The organism is Paenibacillus sp. 11B, from assembly GCF_030487755.1.
GTDB classification, from domain to species: domain Bacteria; phylum Bacillota; class Bacilli; order Paenibacillales; family Paenibacillaceae; genus Paenibacillus; species Paenibacillus vandeheii.
Genome location: NZ_JAUKNS010000008.1, coordinates 224,409 through 240,431 on the forward strand (window position 1 = coordinate 224,409; position 16,023 = coordinate 240,431).

The 16,023-nt window shown below is 43.6% G+C and carries 17 protein-coding genes and 1 pseudogene; 3 read left to right on the forward strand and 15 right to left on the reverse strand.

The annotated features are described in order from the left end of the window. Positions 1-104: 104 nt before the first annotated feature. From Q0V21_RS28455 to Q0V21_RS28470, 4 genes are all read right to left on the reverse strand, one after another. Complete coding sequence (locus Q0V21_RS28455; protein WP_301881729.1) at positions 105-782, reverse strand: ABC transporter ATP-binding protein; 678 nt, start codon at positions 780-782, stop codon at positions 105-107. Continuing rightward, positions 779-1,903 (reverse strand): ABC transporter permease, encoded by a 1,125-nt coding sequence (locus tag Q0V21_RS28460; RefSeq protein WP_301881730.1) that lies wholly within the window; start codon positions 1,901-1,903, stop codon positions 779-781. The genes Q0V21_RS28455 and Q0V21_RS28460 overlap by 4 nt, the downstream gene beginning before the upstream one ends. 66 nt (positions 1,904-1,969) lie before the next feature. After that, complete coding sequence (locus tag Q0V21_RS28465) at positions 1,970-3,346, reverse strand: sensor histidine kinase (protein ID WP_301881732.1); 1,377 nt, start codon at positions 3,344-3,346, stop codon at positions 1,970-1,972. Next, positions 3,343-4,020, reverse strand: a complete 678-nt coding sequence (locus tag Q0V21_RS28470) for a response regulator transcription factor (RefSeq protein WP_079346508.1) — start codon at positions 4,018-4,020, stop codon at positions 3,343-3,345. The genes Q0V21_RS28465 and Q0V21_RS28470 overlap by 4 nt, the downstream gene beginning before the upstream one ends. A 314-nt stretch (positions 4,021-4,334) precedes the next feature. Here Q0V21_RS28470 and Q0V21_RS28475 point away from each other — a divergent pair, with 314 nt between their 5' ends. Both Q0V21_RS28475 and Q0V21_RS28480 read left to right on the forward strand, forming a co-directional pair. Then, the gene (locus Q0V21_RS28475; RefSeq protein ID WP_301881733.1) at positions 4,335-5,303 is read left to right on the forward strand and encodes a cation diffusion facilitator family transporter; all 969 of its coding nucleotides are present in this window, start codon (positions 4,335-4,337) and stop codon (positions 5,301-5,303) included. A 603-nt stretch (positions 5,304-5,906) separates the two neighbouring features. Then, positions 5,907-6,335 carry a hypothetical protein gene (locus Q0V21_RS28480; protein ID WP_301881736.1) on the forward strand — a complete coding sequence of 143 codons (429 nt, stop codon included), beginning with the start codon at positions 5,907-5,909 and terminating at the stop codon, positions 6,333-6,335. Positions 6,336-6,481: 146 nt separating this feature from the next. Here the strand turns inward: Q0V21_RS28480 and Q0V21_RS28485 are convergent, their stop codons facing one another. The 6 genes from Q0V21_RS28485 to Q0V21_RS28510 all read right to left on the reverse strand — a co-directional run bounded on the left by Q0V21_RS28485 (position 6,482) and on the right by Q0V21_RS28510 (position 12,181). Further along, entirely contained in the window at positions 6,482-7,522 is a 1,041-nt protein-coding gene (locus Q0V21_RS28485) for a glycine-rich domain-containing protein (protein WP_024628151.1), read from the reverse strand. A gap of 139 nt (positions 7,523-7,661) precedes the next feature. Beyond that, positions 7,662-8,045 carry a hypothetical protein gene (locus Q0V21_RS28490; protein ID WP_301881739.1) on the reverse strand — a complete coding sequence of 128 codons (384 nt, stop codon included), beginning with the start codon at positions 8,043-8,045 and terminating at the stop codon, positions 7,662-7,664. A gap of 408 nt (positions 8,046-8,453) precedes the next feature. After that, positions 8,454-9,425, reverse strand: a complete 972-nt coding sequence (locus tag Q0V21_RS28495; protein ID WP_301881741.1) for an aldo/keto reductase — start codon at positions 9,423-9,425, stop codon at positions 8,454-8,456. Between the two features lie 25 nt (positions 9,426-9,450). Next, the gene (locus Q0V21_RS28500; protein ID WP_024628148.1) at positions 9,451-9,867 is read right to left on the reverse strand and encodes a MerR family transcriptional regulator; all 417 of its coding nucleotides are present in this window, start codon (positions 9,865-9,867) and stop codon (positions 9,451-9,453) included. A gap of 260 nt (positions 9,868-10,127) precedes the next feature. Beyond that, positions 10,128-10,691 carry a MepB family protein gene (locus tag Q0V21_RS28505; RefSeq protein ID WP_094937650.1) on the reverse strand — a complete coding sequence of 188 codons (564 nt, stop codon included), beginning with the start codon at positions 10,689-10,691 and terminating at the stop codon, positions 10,128-10,130. A gap of 71 nt (positions 10,692-10,762) precedes the next feature. Then, the gene (locus Q0V21_RS28510; RefSeq protein WP_301881744.1) at positions 10,763-12,181 is read right to left on the reverse strand and encodes an HAD-IIIA family hydrolase; all 1,419 of its coding nucleotides are present in this window, start codon (positions 12,179-12,181) and stop codon (positions 10,763-10,765) included. 332 nt (positions 12,182-12,513) lie between these two features. Here Q0V21_RS28510 and Q0V21_RS28515 point away from each other — a divergent pair, with 332 nt between their 5' ends. Continuing rightward, positions 12,514-12,795 (forward strand): hypothetical protein, encoded by a 282-nt coding sequence (locus Q0V21_RS28515; protein WP_079346524.1) that lies wholly within the window; start codon positions 12,514-12,516, stop codon positions 12,793-12,795. A gap of 237 nt (positions 12,796-13,032) precedes the next feature. Here the strand turns inward: Q0V21_RS28515 and Q0V21_RS28520 are convergent, their stop codons facing one another. The 5 genes and pseudogenes from Q0V21_RS28520 to Q0V21_RS28540 all read right to left on the reverse strand — a co-directional run bounded on the left by Q0V21_RS28520 (position 13,033) and on the right by Q0V21_RS28540 (position 15,998). After that, on the reverse strand, positions 13,033-13,896 hold the full coding sequence (locus Q0V21_RS28520; RefSeq protein WP_079346526.1) for an imm11 family protein: 864 nt from the start codon (positions 13,894-13,896) through the stop codon (positions 13,033-13,035). A 35-nt stretch (positions 13,897-13,931) separates the two neighbouring features. Then, on the reverse strand, positions 13,932-14,207 hold the full coding sequence (locus Q0V21_RS28525) for a hypothetical protein (protein ID WP_079346528.1): 276 nt from the start codon (positions 14,205-14,207) through the stop codon (positions 13,932-13,934). Between the two features lie 33 nt (positions 14,208-14,240). Beyond that, positions 14,241-14,714, reverse strand: coding sequence for an NUDIX domain-containing protein (locus tag Q0V21_RS28530; protein ID WP_079346530.1), 474 nt, complete (start codon positions 14,712-14,714; stop codon positions 14,241-14,243). Between the two features lie 62 nt (positions 14,715-14,776). Continuing rightward, a pseudogene (locus Q0V21_RS33035) lies at positions 14,777-15,092 on the reverse strand (oxidoreductase). 42 nt (positions 15,093-15,134) lie between these two features. Further along, positions 15,135-15,998: a DUF4085 family protein gene (locus Q0V21_RS28540; protein WP_079346532.1), complete on the reverse strand. Its 864-nt coding sequence runs from the start codon at positions 15,996-15,998 to the stop codon at positions 15,135-15,137. Between the last annotated feature and the right edge of the window lie 25 nt (positions 15,999-16,023).

The window sequence follows — 16,023 nt, forward strand, 5'->3', positions numbered from 1 at the left end:
GATCAAAAAAGAAAAAAGAAGGCCACCTTTCCCATCGGGAATCCATGACCTTCTCATGTTATATCAGTTGAACTAAAACATGTTTACACATGCCACTCCGAGCGCTAATGGTGTACCAGTTTCCCATTTTCCAAAAAGAGAACCCGATCACATAGCGGCAAAATCCGCTCATCATGCGTAACCATAACTGCACACTTGCCCTGCTCCTTCACGAGCCGTGCAATCATGCCAACAATATCGAGGCCGCGTTCCGCATCCAGGCTGGCTGTCGGCTCATCCGCGAGCAATACGGCTGGATCATTCATCAATGCTCTCGCAATGGCAACCCGCTGGCGTTCCCCGCCGGACAGCTTCTCTACATATGCCTTACGCCGATGGGTTAAACCTACCGTATCCAGCAGCTCATCGACTCGCTTCGCTGCTTTGGCTTTGTCCGTTCCGGCAAGCTTCGCAACCACCATCAGTTGTTCCTCCACTTTCAGATATGGAATGAGGTTGGCGCTTTGAAAAATAAATCCAAGCTGCTGAAGCCGCACATCGGATATATCCTGTTTGTTTTTGCCCATAATCGATGCGCCATCCAGCAGAACCTGTCCTTCCGTCGGTTCAAGGAGTGCCCCTGCGATGGACAGAAATGTACTTTTGCCTGAGCCGGAAGGCCCCATCACTGCGACGAGTTCTCCTTCGGCCACCTCTAGATCCAGCTTATCCAATATCGTCCGTTTGACCCCACCATCTTCGAAGGTCTGTGTAATTCCCTGTAATACCAGTCGGTTTTTCATGCTGCAGTCCTCCCAATCGCATCAAGCGCATCAATTTTGGTAACCTTCCACACCGAGAATAACGAACCCGCCATAGACATAATGAGGAATAACACGCAGGTTAGTGCCAGTGTGGACAAGCTTAATTGAAACGGCATTGAAGCTGGCAAGATGGACTCAAACAGCTGAACCAGCAGAACACTGATCACCAGACTGCCGACGGACAGAAGCAATACTTGCAATGAAACACTGCCAGCCAGATACGAATTTCGCGTCCCAATGGCTTTCAAAATGCCAAATTGACTCGTTTTCTGAATCGTGATGACGTAGAAGAATACCGCAAGTACAAACGCCGAGATGACAAATAAAAAGGCAATCATCATGAGCAGTGATCCCTGCTCTTCTTTGTAACCAGGAATAGCCGATACCGCGTCAGACTTCGTAATTACTTCCGTATTCGGCAGAGCGCTACTCAGGCTGTCTACCTTCTCACCTGCATCCTTAACGGCAATTGCATTGTATACAGGAGCATTGGAGTCTGCTGTTCCTTGCGAAGTACGGGAACCTTCCTGAATAGCAAGCCATTCCTGTTCGTTCAGGAACACAACCGGTGAGTGACTAAAGGACTCATTTTCAACAAATCCACCCACGGTCCACTCCGTTCCCGAGGCTTGGTCAACCAGTACCGTTCCAATCGTCACGCCGGATTCAGACAGCTTTTGATCCACCACAACCTGCCCGTCTTTCTGATCCGTGATCGGAGACCCTTCGGTTACGGTTGGAGCGAGCCAGCCTTCAGGATTCACCATGAAAAGCGTTACATCAATCTTCTTCGTCTCACCAGCTGGACTGACCGTTGTCATTTTCACACCCAGCGGCTCAGCATTCTCTTGCCCCACAGCGGAGCGTGTCTGCTCCAGTTGTTCCTGATTGACCTGGGAGCGGGTAAAACGATGATTCGAATCCTGCTCCAGAACAAAATGGGTTGCTGCCATATTTTTGATGGAAGCCGCGTTGTCATACGCGAGTCCCTGTGCCAGACCTGTTACAAATAAAACCAGAAATGAAACAAGCACCATAATTGTAGCAATTAACGCATACCGCCCTTTGGCAAACCTCATCTCTCTAATAGCCAAGTACATATTCTCTGACCTCCTCTTGATAACCCAAGTATAGGAGGCGAAAATGAACGGCAAATGAATAACAGATTACATCTGCGGGAGCGTCACGGTAAAGACCGTTCCTTCAGCTGAACTGGACACCTCAATCGTACCGTCATGGATGCGGATAATTTTCTGCACAATGGCAAGTCCAAGCCCGGTTCGGCCGGAAGAACGCTCTCTTGCACGGTCTACCCGGTAGAAACGATCAAATAGGAAAGGCAAATGCTCCGCCGCAATCCCATCCCCTGTATCCCGAATATGGATTATGCATTGGGCATTGATCTCCTCGGCACGAATCTCGATGCTTCTCCCCTGTGGAAGATGATTCACGGCATTCCCCAACAGATTCATCCAGACCTGCATGAGCAGCACTTCATTGCCATATAGCTGGATGGATTCGGGTACCGAAATTCGGAGCAGCAGCTCCTTTTCTTCCAGCTGCCATTGCAGCACCTGAACCGCTTGACGGAACTGATCCCGCAGAGAGAATTTCACTTTCGTCAAATCCTCATGGCCCTGTTCAAGGGAGGAGAGCAGCAGCAACTGTTTACTCAGCAAAGACAGATGACGACTCTCTTCCTCAATAATGGAGGCATAGTGCTCCCGTTCTTGTTCAGGCAGTTCGCGATCCCCTACCAATTGGGCAAATCCCTGAATGGAGGTCAGAGGCGACTGAATCTCATGTGATACATTGGATACAAACTGCTGACGTGCCTGATCTACCCGTTCCAACTCACGACTCATGGTCATGAAATGCTGGGCCAGCTGTCCAATCTCGTCGCGCCGCGTGGTACGTAATTTCAGATTATAGTTTCCTTGGGCAATGCGCTTGGTCGCCTCCGACAGACGTTCAATCGGATTCACGAGATAGCGGGTACTGATCAAAAAGAGCAGGATGCTAATGCCCACCGTAAACGCGCCAATCAGCGCAAAAAAGATACGCAGTTCACCGAATTGCAAAATGACATCCGGACGCATAAACAGAGCATAACTTGCAGTGCCCATCTGCAGATGAACACCGACGGTATTGCTCAGTTGATTATCAAAGAACCCGGTAATGAACGGTTTGCTAGGAAACTCGGCAACCCCGTGGTAAATCTCACCACCAAGTACCCGGTCTACAGCCTGCTTGTCCAGATCCTTCTGGCGGAATTCACGACCATAGAATTGGTCATTCCCTTTTCCATCCGTCACATAGATTTCGTAACCGAGCGCTGCGGCATTATTCAGATAATGCTCCACCGTAGCGGGTTCTTGCTCCACAAACTGCTTCATTTGCATTGCGATGCTCACCAGCTTCTCATCATTGAAAGACTTCAGCTTCGCATGATAATAAATGTTGGATAAAAGAAAACCGAGCATGGCGCTGACCAGAATCACCGCGATCGTAATCAGAAATACCCGAAAGTACAGTGATCTCAATGCGCTTTCACCTCAATCTTATAACCAATCCCCCGTACCGTCTGAATGACAAAATCATCCGCATAATCGGCAAAACGGTCACGCAGCCGCTTGATATGCACATCCACGGTACGGTCATCTCCTTCGTAATCGGCTCCCCAGACCAACCGAATCAGTTCATCACGCGAGAACAAACGGCCTGGGAATTGAGCCAGCTGGGAGAGCAATTCGAACTCCTTCATTGGCAAAAAAAGAATCGATTGCCCATCGGAGACCTCCACATTGTTCCGGTCAATCACGATGCGGTTCATGCGAATGATGTCACTGGACGTGCGATGGTACCGGCGAAATAATGCTTTGACCCGGTAGACCAGTTCCTCGGGTTCAAACGGCTTTGTCACATACTCATCCGTACCTCTTAAGTACCCATCCCGCTTGTCGGATAGCTGATCCCGTGCTGTCAGCAGCATGATCGGAATGTCATAATGTTGGCGAATGAAATCACATAACTCCAGTCCATCCATGCCTGGCATCATCACATCCAGGATCGCCAGATCGATCGGCGTTTCTTGCATCACCTTGACCGCTTCCACTCCATCCTGTGCTTCATGCACCCGGTACCCTTCCTTGGTCATAACATGCCGGAGAAGTGCTCTAATATTGGCATCATCGTCCGCCAGAAGCAGATTCTTCATATCGTTGTCCGCCCCTTCTAGTTTCAAATTCATCTAATTTGTAGTGGGAACCACCGCGATATTGATCCTGCACAGATGGTAGCACAAAAGCAATGTAAATCGCCAGCGAACATGCAATGAGTGCATCGGTCATGTTTATATTTTCTCAAAGCTGGTTGACACTATTATTAAGCGCACCTATAATAAAAACATAACATATGAACGGTTGCTCATATATTCACTTATAAATGATTAATCATTGCCGAGGATCACTTTTAGTCACAAAAGAAATTATATTACATACCGGAGCACGGCTCCAAAGGAGAGGATTTCATATGTCCGGACATCACCACAATCACGACCATGGACACAATCATGCTCATACCAATAACAAGAAAGTACTATTGTTTTCCTTCATTATTATTACCGTTTATATGATTGTTGAAGCCGTTGGTGGATTCATGACGAACAGCTTGGCCCTCATCTCTGATGCAGGTCATATGTTGTCTGATTCCATAGCTTTGGGGATTGCCTTGCTGGCGTTCACTTTTGGCGAAAAAGCGGTGAACACAGGCAAAACATACGGGTACAGACGCTTTGAGATTTTGGCAGCCACGTTAAATGGGGTTACCTTAATCGCTATCTCCCTCTACATCTTTTACGAAGCGATTGGTCGCTTCATTCATCCGCCAGAAGTCGCAACGGTCGGCATGTTGATCATCAGCATCATTGGCTTGCTCATCAATATTCTGGTGGCATGGATCATGATGCGCGGTAGTGACACCGAGAAAAACCTGAACATGCGTGGAGCTTATCTCCACGTCATCAGCGATATGCTGGGATCGGTTGGCGCCATTGCTGCGGCTTTGCTCATGATGTTTTTCGGTTGGGGATGGGCCGATCCACTTGCGAGTGTCATTGTTGCCGTACTGGTCCTGCGCAGTGGATTCTTCGTCACAAAATCATCCTTGCATATCTTGATGGAGGGAACGCCCGCGAATGTCGATGTGAGTGACCTTGTGCAAACGATTCAGAAGGTAGATGGTGTCAAAGGCGTGCACGACGTGCATGTCTGGTCCATCACCAGCAACCTGAATGCACTGACTGCACATATTGTGGTGGACGGAACGATGGATGTGTATGCATCCGAGGTGCTTGTTCAGAAGATCGAGCATTTGCTGGAGTATAAAGAAATCAAACATGTGACCTTGCAGGTAGAGTCTGAAAAGCATCTGCACGACACCTCGGTATTATGCACCGTCAAAGGTGAAACACCGGATGCTCATGCGCATCATCATCATTGAGATTTAGAGACCGTTGGCTGTAAATTGAAACAGGACTGATTCCCGGTAGTGGAATAGTCCTTTTTTTCATTTCGTCTATAACTTTAATTCCTTCCAGTTGTTATGTATTACAGGATGGCATTTTCGAATTCATCGTGTTAATGCACAGTGCTTTTTTTGTTGCGCTTAACCTGACAAATATAATAACGAGGAGGTCAAATCGATCATGGGAAAATTCCAAAAGTTTTTGTCAGTGATCCTTGTCCTGATCACGCTTCTTCTGCTTCTTAACTACCTGGAGTTAAGGGAAAACAATAGACTACAAGTCATCATCATTAAAGGAATATATAACTAACATCTATATTCTCTCGTCAATGATAAATTTTTTCTCATCTTGTTTATTGTTGTTTTGTTTTTTGATTTCAGTTTTCAACTCATGCACTTCTTTGATCAGATACTCAAGTCTTATTGATGTTTTTGACGAATCTATGGCATAACGTACAACTACTACAATGATAAGAAATACAAAAAAAACATATAAACAATAATATTAAAGCTCCAAAGAGATCCATTTAGGTTAACAACTCCTTACTTATATTAAACTTATCGAATGAGGTAACGTTCATGACAAAAAAAGCATTCTATCCGTTTCTTCTCTTCTTCCTTCTTCTCACGGCCTGCGCTTCAGAAGATTCTGCTGAAAATCAGGACACGGAGACTATCCCAAGAAATGAGACTGCACCTGTAATCATGAGTGTTGAGACTAACTTTTCCGAGAAAGGAGGTTGGGTCGTCGTCCCTGCAAAAAGTACAGAATTAAATGTCACAGTAGAGACGACCAACGCAGAAACACTCCTTTTTTGGATTGTTCCAACGGGGACGGAAACTTGGGGAGAGCGAGAACTGATTGGTTACGATATTAACGCGAAAGATGGTTGGAATGTAACGTGGAATATTGCCGGTAAGTCTTTGCATCATCGCTTGGTTGTTCAAGCATTAGGGAGTGATGGAAAGACACTCACCGACGAAACGATAAATATTACGAACGAGTAATTTGAGTTATTTAACGTTAGCATATTTAATAATCGGCGCCCACTCTAATCAATCTTTTATTAAGTGGGCGCCGATTGTTTAAAGGTAATACCCCTGGGTTACTTGATCTAAAATGAAATCTCTCGGTCATGCCTTTCCCTCCTTCATTAATCTCCACCACCGCCACAAGATGAGCAGCTGGATGAGCTGCAGGAAGAATCGGATGATGACCCAGAGGATGATCCGGAATCTCCTGAGGAGCCACTGCTGTCAGTACAATGATCTGCATAACAGCTGGAACTGCTCGTACAACCACTGCTTGACGAAGCACCATAGGCGGCCTTTTCCTGTGGAAGAATCTCCTGCTCCAGACGCCCCATATGCACTCCATATGTCGGCTCGTGATGCATAGAGTGATACACCATGGCACTAGCCATGATGAGAGCCACATCGCTCCCACCCGAAGTTTCAAGAGATAGCTCTTCCTCGCTCAGGCTTGCTGACCTTTGTAGTCGTTCAATCAAGTAGGTAATAACCCCCGCAGCTTCAGGATCCTCCTGCATGCGTCTAGCATGAAAGAGTTGGTTCACCAGTTCAGATTGATTGCCATGCGCGATCAGCTTCTGCATATCACTGGATAACGGATAGCTGAAGAAATCACCCCAGATCGCGGAGCTATAGGGAGTGAACTCAAATAATTGGCAATACACCCAGTCAAACCAGGCTCTTGCTCCTGGCGTTTCGCGGCGGGTAACGGTCGGCTCATGATGTACCGTGGAACCCATAAATTCCGCACAAAAGTCTGCATATGACTTGGTAAACATCAACATTTCATGCCATAGCTCGTCTACCTCTTCGCTGAACATCGGCACCTGCTTTAGCAAAGAAGCCATAATGAAGTACCGCTTCAGCTCCAGCAGTTTCCAACGATACTCCAACGTTTTCATATGGGGATATTCCTGTTGAATTCGGATCTTGAGTTTATTGGCAAAATGCTTATTGAAGCTCTTTTCCAATTGTTGAACGGTTTGCTCATAGGAGACTTCTTCACGAAGTCCAAGATTCATAGGCACTTTTTTTCGTCTATAGGTAATCTTCGTGTGCTTCTTGCGGCTTCCTGCTGGACGAAAAATCCTGAGTTTACGCCAAAATAAATATGCTGCAACAACCAATACACCTGCTGCTAGGTAGTAGTAGATAGGCGACATCGTGGCCTCTCCTCTCCGTTGATCTTTTCTATGTATGGGCTAAACTCCCATTAGTATAAATGACGACCCACAACTATTAAAGAGCCCTTTGGCATAAATGCCAGGGCTGTAAGGTCGTGCATTTCATTTCGGCACATTGTTATGAGATGGCTATGATTACACTGGTTAAAAGTAGGAGCAAAGTTACGGGAGCCCAGATTCTTCGTTCCCATACGCTTCTTGTAATGAGGTTTAATATCGTACCTAGCACCAAATACGCAACAATAAACCAAATCGCCGTACCTGCAAACGTAGACCATCCAGGCAAGATCAGACCTGATTTACTCAGGACAACTAGAGCGATAAAGGCTAGAATGGCGATCTGAAACAAGCAGGCAAATCGCATGGATCGGGGGTATTTCCCGGGAAACTTCCCACCCATGGCATACTCGCCCCACGGCACACCTACCGCTAAAGCAACTTGAAAGAGAATCACGATTAGGATCAGGATGGTAAATACTATTGATGACGTTAATACGATCATAACCACACTCCAGTATTCAAAGTGGCAGTAGAATCACTCCCATAATAGGGATGCCTTATTTTCCAATCGTAGATCCTTCATTCACTACAGAAATGCAAACATGATTGTTCTCTAAATTATACAGGATATGACACTAAATCATACTTCCTTTTTTGCCTTTTCGACTCCCCTGCCTGTCCGTTAACCACAGTAACATTCAATAAGTTTGTAATATAGAAGCTCACCCTCGCAAACATCGTAGCATCTTCATATGATCTATGGAATCCACTCGCTCTTTCAACATCGTGTCTCTCGATTGGGAATCAATACAAATAGAGACTTTCACTAAAGGAGAGTCTCTATTGTATTCTATATTTGTATTTTACTGAGCAACTACTTCGCTACTAATAATAAGTTATAAGGACATTTTTACCCATTAAGCTGAGTCATCATTTCTTTCATATATCGTGTTCCATGGACCTCATTTTGGGGACTTACCTTTTCAATGCGAGCTAAGTCATCAGGTGTCAGTTCAATCGTTGCAGCGTTCGCGTTTTCCTCCAAATATTTGATTCGTTTCGTTCCCGGAATCGGCAATGCGTTATTAGCCATAGTCCAAGCTAAAGCCAATTGTGCAGGCGTACAACTCTTCTCCATCGCGATCTCTTTGATTTTATCCACAACTTCTATATTTCTAGCGAAATTGTCTCCTTGGAACCTCGGCATATATCTGCGCAGATCATTAACATCCAAATCTTCGAATTTACGTATCTCACCTGAGATAAACCCTCTACTTAATGGACTGTATGCAATATGAGTAATATTCAATTCTCTCGCAGTCGGTAGAATCTCGTCCTCAATATCCCGGCTCCACAGGGAATATTCGCTCTGCAACGCAGAAATCGGATGAACGGCGTGTGCACGGCGTAAAGTGGAAGCCGATGCTTCCGACAAGCCAAGGCAGCGTACTTTCCCCTCTTTAACCAAGTCAGCCATTGCGCCAACAGTTTCTTCAATCGGAATCTGAGGATCTACCCTGTGTTGGTAGTACAGATCAATATAGTCGGTGTCCAGCCTGCGAAGACTTGCTTCTACAGCCTTTTTCACGTAATCCGGATGACCATTCAACGTCTCATAGTTTGGGGTATACGCAAATTTGGTAGCAATAATGGCCCGATCCCGACGTCCCTTCAGCGCTTTCCCCAGTAGTTCTTCATTATGACCATTACCATACACATCAGCTGTATCTAGCAATGTAACGCCAATCTCCAGCGCGTGATGGATGGTTTTCATTGACTCCTCATCATTGGTTTCCCCGTACATCCCCGGAGACATGCCCATAATTCCCAATCCAATCGAAGATACGACTATATCGCTATTTCCCAGCACTCTTTGTTTCATTTCTCCATCTCTCCATCCGTTAATATTAGTCCTTACCGATGCTTTCCATTTGATCTAGCAGCTTGCTTTCTGAAGGAAGCTTTCCTGTTTCTATGTCTTCATAGATGGTCAATTTGTTATTTACCGCTGCAAGTGCTTCGGCAATTTCTAGTTGGCGGCGATGTAATTCTTCCTTATATTCGTGAAGGATCGCTTTCCGTTGTGGAATGGTTGAATCCCCGTCCAGTGCCAGACTAACCATATGTTTCAGTGTAGATACTTTCATACCCGTTGCCCGGAAACAAGACATTAGTCTCATCCAATCCAAATGTTCTTCCTCGAACATCCGATTTCCATGTTGATCCCGCCTAATGTAAGGGAGCAGTCCCTCCTTCTCGTAGTAACGAATTTTATGTGCAGGACAACCCAGCCGCTCCGAAGCTTCTTTTATCGAGAAAGCCATAATGCTGACTCCTCCTTTATGTTCATTTTTGGATGCATTTGGCCGGTTCTTTTACATCCTAAGGCTTAATGTTCACATTAAGGCAAGCACAAATTTCAAAAAAAATTAAATGAACTGACGTTCACTATTTTTAACAAATGGAGGACATAACACACGCTTCAGTACTGGGAAATAACGAATAGAGGAGATATGTTGAAAAGATCGGTGAAAAGCTGGGATTCGGAGGAAAAGAACTTGGAGAATCTGAGCAATTGTTTCACTTACTTTAATTGTTCGGTGCCATAAAGTACCCGGGCCTGATCACAGTTCAACGGTTCGGTAAAAGGTACTTCCATGAAGTATTCCAGTTGCCACTGTTGCGTTTTTTGAGCCTGCTTACTTGTTGGCTTGTCCCAAGGCGGATATACACGTATAGCCCGCTTGCCACCTTTGCCTTGATCCGATACAATATCTCTCTGTAACAATACATGCTTCGGAAATACAAATTGACCAAAGTTGCTACCTGTGCGCGTACTAATGACATACATATCTGCTGGATCTGATACATCATATGGCTGTGTCGATCTATCCTCACTCCGCTGCCACAGGGTAACAAATTGTCCAATCTTGGTTGGTGTGGTTTTGGCGACGCGAAATCGAATGGAGAGAGAATTTAAGGTGAATACATACGCCCCGTATTCAGCATTTTGTGCTTCTTCATGTGGTTGTGAGCAAACAAAGCCACACCTGTCATAGATGAGTTCTTTACTGGCAAGTAAGTCGCCATGAAATATATCTGGGGTCGTCCAAATATTCGGACGATTCAAACTACTTTTGTTATCCAACTTGTGATATCTCTCCTGTCTTGTATAGTCTGAACTAAGGCATTTGCGATAGCTGTAAAAAGTTTGCTAGTTCAAAGTTCCTGACATAATCGCTTCCATTCCTGCCATGCCTTCAAGTATTCAGGCAGATCATCAGGATGATGCTTGTTACTCAGCCCAATTCGGCAATATAGATGGACCAGAGCTTCCTCTATCAATCTGGATTTTTCCATTTCCACCTGTTCCAGAAGTTCGAACGCAGCAAATAATGTTTCGGTATTGATATCATCCGGCGAGGAGCTAAAAGCATACAAGAAATCATAGAGGATAGGTCCAACCATTGGAGATGGGTCAATGACGCCGATGAGTTCATTTTGAGCATATACAAAATTATGAACCCCCGTATCGCCATGCAAAAGAAACTTCTCTTCTTGCTCATGAAAGAGACGATCCACTTTGGACTGAACCAGATTATAATCATCTGTCGTTAAAATACTTCCGATATTCATCTTTGCTTCATGAATACTAATCTGATTGAATTCTTTCCATGTCTTCTGTGGGAATTCTATTCTGCCCCATGATTTCGGTTCTGAAGAACGCACATATGTATTGAACAGGTCTTTCACCAGACGAGTTAACCAGTCTCTTTTCTGTCCCCGATTGAAATGGGTTGTGCCTTCTATATAGGAGTAAATTAGATAAGTGTTGTCCCGATCAGTCAACAAAACTTCAGGCAATAACGAAGAATTCTTATAGGTATCCAAAAACTGCTGGGCGATGTGAATCTGTTCGGGTTCATCTGATTTCAGAATATAATGCTTATTCAGATTGGTACTCAACCGATAAACACGTCCAGCTGTGGTACCTGACAAACTTTTAATTTTAGTTATTTCTTCGTTAATATGATGCATCTTGAATAAGTTATTGATCTCATTAATCGTTGGATTGATTAGCATATGGTTCTCCTCATATAGTTCCCTTCCATGAATGATCCATTGTACTGCATTCCAAATATCTTCTGCGATATAATCAGGTTCGGTCTCCGTCCATTTGTCTCTGAATTTGGTTAATGAAGATTCTCCCCAGCCTGTTCTTACCATGATCTTTGTCGCACCTACGGCATGGGCAGCAAGCATGTCTGTATCTCCTACATCTCCAATAACTATGCATTTGGATAAATCCAGACCGTGTTCCTCTGAGGCCTGTAATAACATTCCGGGTTTAGGCTTTCTGCAGCTGCATTCTTGCTCATGCGGACATATATAGGAGTGATCGAATCCGTACTCGCGAAATTGCTCTTCAAAATCCTCAACACTTGCTTCTCCACGTGAGATTCGGTATTGATTAGTAAAAGCCAGTACCATAATTCCTTCTCGTTTCAAACGCATAAATGCTTCTTGAGCATTTGGGTATAATCTGAAATCTCTCGGATGAATAAAATGACCTGTACCACCGATTGTTCCATCTCTGTCTATAAAAACAGCTTGTACGTTCCCCTGTGGTTTCATCATGGTCTGTTCCTTTCTTAGAAAAATTTCAAGTCGTGTCGTTCATCTATACTTTCTCATCGATAATATGCTTGCTATCATCTTGCTGCTTATGGTGTTGCTGTTTTAATTTCAGTTTTCAGATAATGTACTTCTTTGATTAATATATCCAGCTTTTTCGAAGTTTTAGATGAATCTATGGCATAACGTATTATTGCAGCAAAGATAAGAACCACAATTAAACTGTAATTGATTAACTGTTATGTTTACATGCATAAAACGTATTGTCAAACCAAGTGCGACGGAATTACTCTGAAGGATTTGTGAATACCACTATATAGAAAGAGGTAATAATCATGACAAATAGAGCATTTTTCCCGATTCTTCTGCTCTTCCTTCTTCTCACAGCCTGTGCTTCAGAAGTTCCTGCTGAAAATCACGACACTGAAGTTGTCCTAAGAAATGAAGCTCTGCCCATAATTACGAATGTTGAGACTAACTTTCCCAAAAAAGATGGTTGGATTGTAATTCCTACAGATAGCACAGAGTTAAATGTCACAGTAGAGGCGACCAATGCGGAAACCCTTCTTTTCTGGAGCGTTCCAACAGGACAGATACTTGGGGAGAAAGAGAACTGATCGGATACGATACCAATGAGAACGATGGTTGGAAAATAACGTGGAATATTACGGGTAAGTCTGTGCATCACCACATGAATGTTCAAGCATTGGGGAGTGACGGTAAGACCATAACCGATGAAACGATAAATATTACGAATGAGTAAGGTTATTTAAATCCTTTAATTAACGAAGATATAATTAATAATGGAGGCCTCCCCCGATAACTATTATCTTAGGTGGGCCTCCATTATTTTGTTACTTAAAGCCTATACTCTCTTTCAAACGGCTAAACATCGTTTTACTTCTTTCTGGAATTCCCCACTGAAGTTCCAACAAAATGGGAGGATAATAGATGGGGTTGATCCATGAGTAGCTCCCATCCAATTGAAGGTTCCCTAACCAAATTCGCTTTTCCTTATCTGCCTTGATCGCCCACTTACCGGAGTACACCATATGGCCTTTATTTTTGCGAGCGAACTTCTTGGCTTTATCAAAATCAAACACTTCTAGCAGGGAGCGATCAATTTCTCGACTCATCTGCTCATGCTTCTCTTCTTTGGCTTTCCAGGAAAATTCAGAATCCCAGATCTCAACTAATTGATAACCCACGATGGATTGACTTAATATTTCTCTCAAAAAATCTGAAACGTATATGTAAGATAACTCTCTGTCCTCACTTGGAAGCTTTATTCTGAATATGTGTTGTCCTTGCAATGCTTTTTGATCTAAAACGAGTGAATACTCATCAAACTGAGGAATGTCGTCATAATAAGTTCTTACTTTCGAGTTTTCCGGATCTATACAATCGATAACACTCAGCACGTGTAAAATATAATATTCCTCTTCAGTAGCCGTTGAGAGTGGCAAAAACTCGATATGTTCGATCTGGTTCATTTCCAATAGTTCTTTCATTTTCCTACTGATGACAAGCGCTCCCGTGTATCTGTTTAAAATATCGGCTGGCTTGCCCACATCATTAAACTCTACGCTAGGTGCAGACCATTCCTGAATAATAGGCTTATTACAGCCTAATGCCTCGTATACTTGATCCAATTTCACCGAATCGCTAAACTCAATCGTATTATTCGGTGGATAGTAATCTAACAACCATGCTTTCATTCATTTCACTCCTGCTTGTAAGATAAGTACTCTTGCTAAACAAACCAAAAACGATAAAACTCTAACCAAAACCATATGATTCCTAATATCATCATGATGCTTCCTAGTACTTTTAAGATAACTTCTATAGACTTAGAGATCTGACCGTTTGGCAGGATATCCTCAAATCCCTCATTTGGTTTTATTCCCCTATATCTCATCAGAACAAAACATTTATATAAAATATCGGGAAAGAAGTACAACACAATACCCACGACAGACACCGGAATGGATAAATAACCAAATGTGCTGGTATTCCATTCAATATCCATACCTTCTGATTTCCTCCCATATAGATTCATTGATTATTTAATAAAATGCGCTCTTTCCTCTTGGTTGGAACTAAAAATATAATCTGGATACTTGTTTGAAATAGGTGGAAGCCCCTGCTCGGGGAAAAATTGCAGATCCTTCATCTCTTCATTATCGGGTGTTAGTTGTCCAGACTTGATGCTGCATTCAAATACAATGGTTAAATATTCGACTTGGTGACCGTTACTATATGTAAACCGTTGCTCCTCGCCGCCATAAATCCCTATTACTTTCTCCGGTTCTATGATAAGTCCTGTCTCTTCCAATACCTCTCTTACAATCGCTTGAGCAGGTGTTTCTCCAAGCTCGATTGCTCCAGCGATTAAGCCCCAGTTGGTTTCATTGTGTTTACGGCCGAACAAAATTTCTCCTTGTTCATTTCGAATAACCCCAGCCACACCCGGCATAAAAATAAGCTGGTTACCGATCTTATCCCTAAGATTTTTATAATAGTTAGACATACCCATGTAGAATGGACCTCCTTTTTTAGTTACTGAACCCCTGCCGTACCAAAAGTGTTTTCAATGGCTTATTTATAATGTTCCCAATGAAAATAAAACGGACCTACATCTAATTTTTTATCATTCAATACAAAATCTCTCCAGATCACAACATCATCTTCTCTATCAATTTTCACAGAGATAAATCCACATTCTTCATCTCCACACCAAGGACAAACTAAAATCGGATATCTATAATACATGGATTCATGTGGCTTATTTCAAACTTTGATAGAGCGATTTACCATCAATAATGATGTCAGCAAATTTCGTGTTTTTATTACCGTCTTGTTCACGATCGAACTCATCGTATCTTCAAGCTAATTTGATTTTTATGGTACTGATATTCACTACATTCCCCCCATACTCAGCCTCTTAGGTTCTGTCTCACTCTTCATCAGCGAGAATATCTTCACAGCGAACAATCAGTTCAGGCATAGGTTCCCCTCCAAAAAGAACGTGTAGCTCATACCCCTGATCTATCCGATATAATTCTTGATACAGCCAGTAACTGCCCACAATCTCTCCCTCTTGCTTGATGATTTCGGGTTTAACGAGCGTAAGTTTATTTATATTGGTGAAACCTCCATGGGTGTCAAAACGAATGACAAATTCCTCTCCTGTCAGCAGTTCCGTCACTGTACAATCATGAAATTGAACCCGGCTATGTATTTCACCTGGAATATCCTGTGCCACAACAGCTTCCCTGTATTCTTTCGATACGCGTTCCATCTCTTTCGTATTTTCTGCGCTCTTTTTCTTTAATTGTCTCAATACTTCTCTTGTGCAATACCCCAGCGTAAACACACGGATATCTGCAATTTGTTCCAGGATTTCCTTTGGCAAACGCTCCGTCTGATGCTCAAAATTCCACTTCATCGCTTCTTTGTACTCTTCTTTGCATTTCTTCGCGTCAAAAGGTGGGCGGACATCATACTCCGCAATAAGCTTCTCAATATGTGCTCTCTCTTCCGGTGGCATGTGGTATACCATCTGATCCTCTTCCGTTACCTCTTCCCCGCTAAAAGCTTTCTCTACACGAGTCATGACCTGACCATCATGCTCCAGCATAAAACGAGGGTCCAGATCATAAATCCCGCGCTCCTGCTTTACATGCTCTTTTTCCTTGCGTTTATACAGCCGTTGGAAAAGAGCTTCGTTCCATTTGCAAGCTCCGCTATGTACTCTTAAGCCAAAATGAAGACCCATCTGCTGACACGTTTCGTACCATTCTTTTGTTAAATATTTCATGAGCATCTCTCCTGTTGATATTCTG

What these genes read in the sequence shown, in the direction of transcription:
- Q0V21_RS28525 (WP_079346528.1), bottom strand. Translation starts at nt 14,207, where the DNA reads ATGGATATTGAATGGAATACCAGCACATTTGGTTATTTATCCATTCCG.
- Q0V21_RS28530 (WP_079346530.1), bottom strand. Translation starts at nt 14,714, where the DNA reads ATGGGTATGTCTAACTATTATAAAAATCTTAGGGATAAGATCGGTAAC.
- Q0V21_RS28460 (WP_301881730.1), bottom strand. Translation starts at nt 1,903, where the DNA reads ATGTACTTGGCTATTAGAGAGATGAGGTTTGCCAAAGGGCGGTATGCG.
- Q0V21_RS28480 (WP_301881736.1), top strand. Translation starts at nt 5,907, where the DNA reads ATGACAAAAAAAGCATTCTATCCGTTTCTTCTCTTCTTCCTTCTTCTC.
- Q0V21_RS28540 (WP_079346532.1), bottom strand. Translation starts at nt 15,998, where the DNA reads ATGAAATATTTAACAAAAGAATGGTACGAAACGTGTCAGCAGATGGGT.
- Q0V21_RS28520 (WP_079346526.1), bottom strand. Translation starts at nt 13,896, where the DNA reads ATGAAAGCATGGTTGTTAGATTACTATCCACCGAATAATACGATTGAG.
- Q0V21_RS28455 (WP_301881729.1), bottom strand. Translation starts at nt 782, where the DNA reads ATGAAAAACCGACTGGTATTACAGGGAATTACACAGACCTTCGAAGAT.
- Q0V21_RS28510 (WP_301881744.1), bottom strand. Translation starts at nt 12,181, where the DNA reads ATGATGAAACCACAGGGGAACGTACAAGCTGTTTTTATAGACAGAGAT.
- Q0V21_RS28500 (WP_024628148.1), bottom strand. Translation starts at nt 9,867, where the DNA reads ATGGCTTTCTCGATAAAAGAAGCTTCGGAGCGGCTGGGTTGTCCTGCA.
- Q0V21_RS28470 (WP_079346508.1), bottom strand. Translation starts at nt 4,020, where the DNA reads ATGAAGAATCTGCTTCTGGCGGACGATGATGCCAATATTAGAGCACTT.
- Q0V21_RS28515 (WP_079346524.1), top strand. Translation starts at nt 12,514, where the DNA reads ATGACAAATAGAGCATTTTTCCCGATTCTTCTGCTCTTCCTTCTTCTC.
- Q0V21_RS28495 (WP_301881741.1), bottom strand. Translation starts at nt 9,425, where the DNA reads ATGAAACAAAGAGTGCTGGGAAATAGCGATATAGTCGTATCTTCGATT.
- Q0V21_RS28475 (WP_301881733.1), top strand. Translation starts at nt 4,335, where the DNA reads ATGTCCGGACATCACCACAATCACGACCATGGACACAATCATGCTCAT.
- Q0V21_RS28485 (WP_024628151.1), bottom strand. Translation starts at nt 7,522, where the DNA reads ATGTCGCCTATCTACTACTACCTAGCAGCAGGTGTATTGGTTGTTGCA.
- Q0V21_RS28490 (WP_301881739.1), bottom strand. Translation starts at nt 8,045, where the DNA reads ATGATCGTATTAACGTCATCAATAGTATTTACCATCCTGATCCTAATC.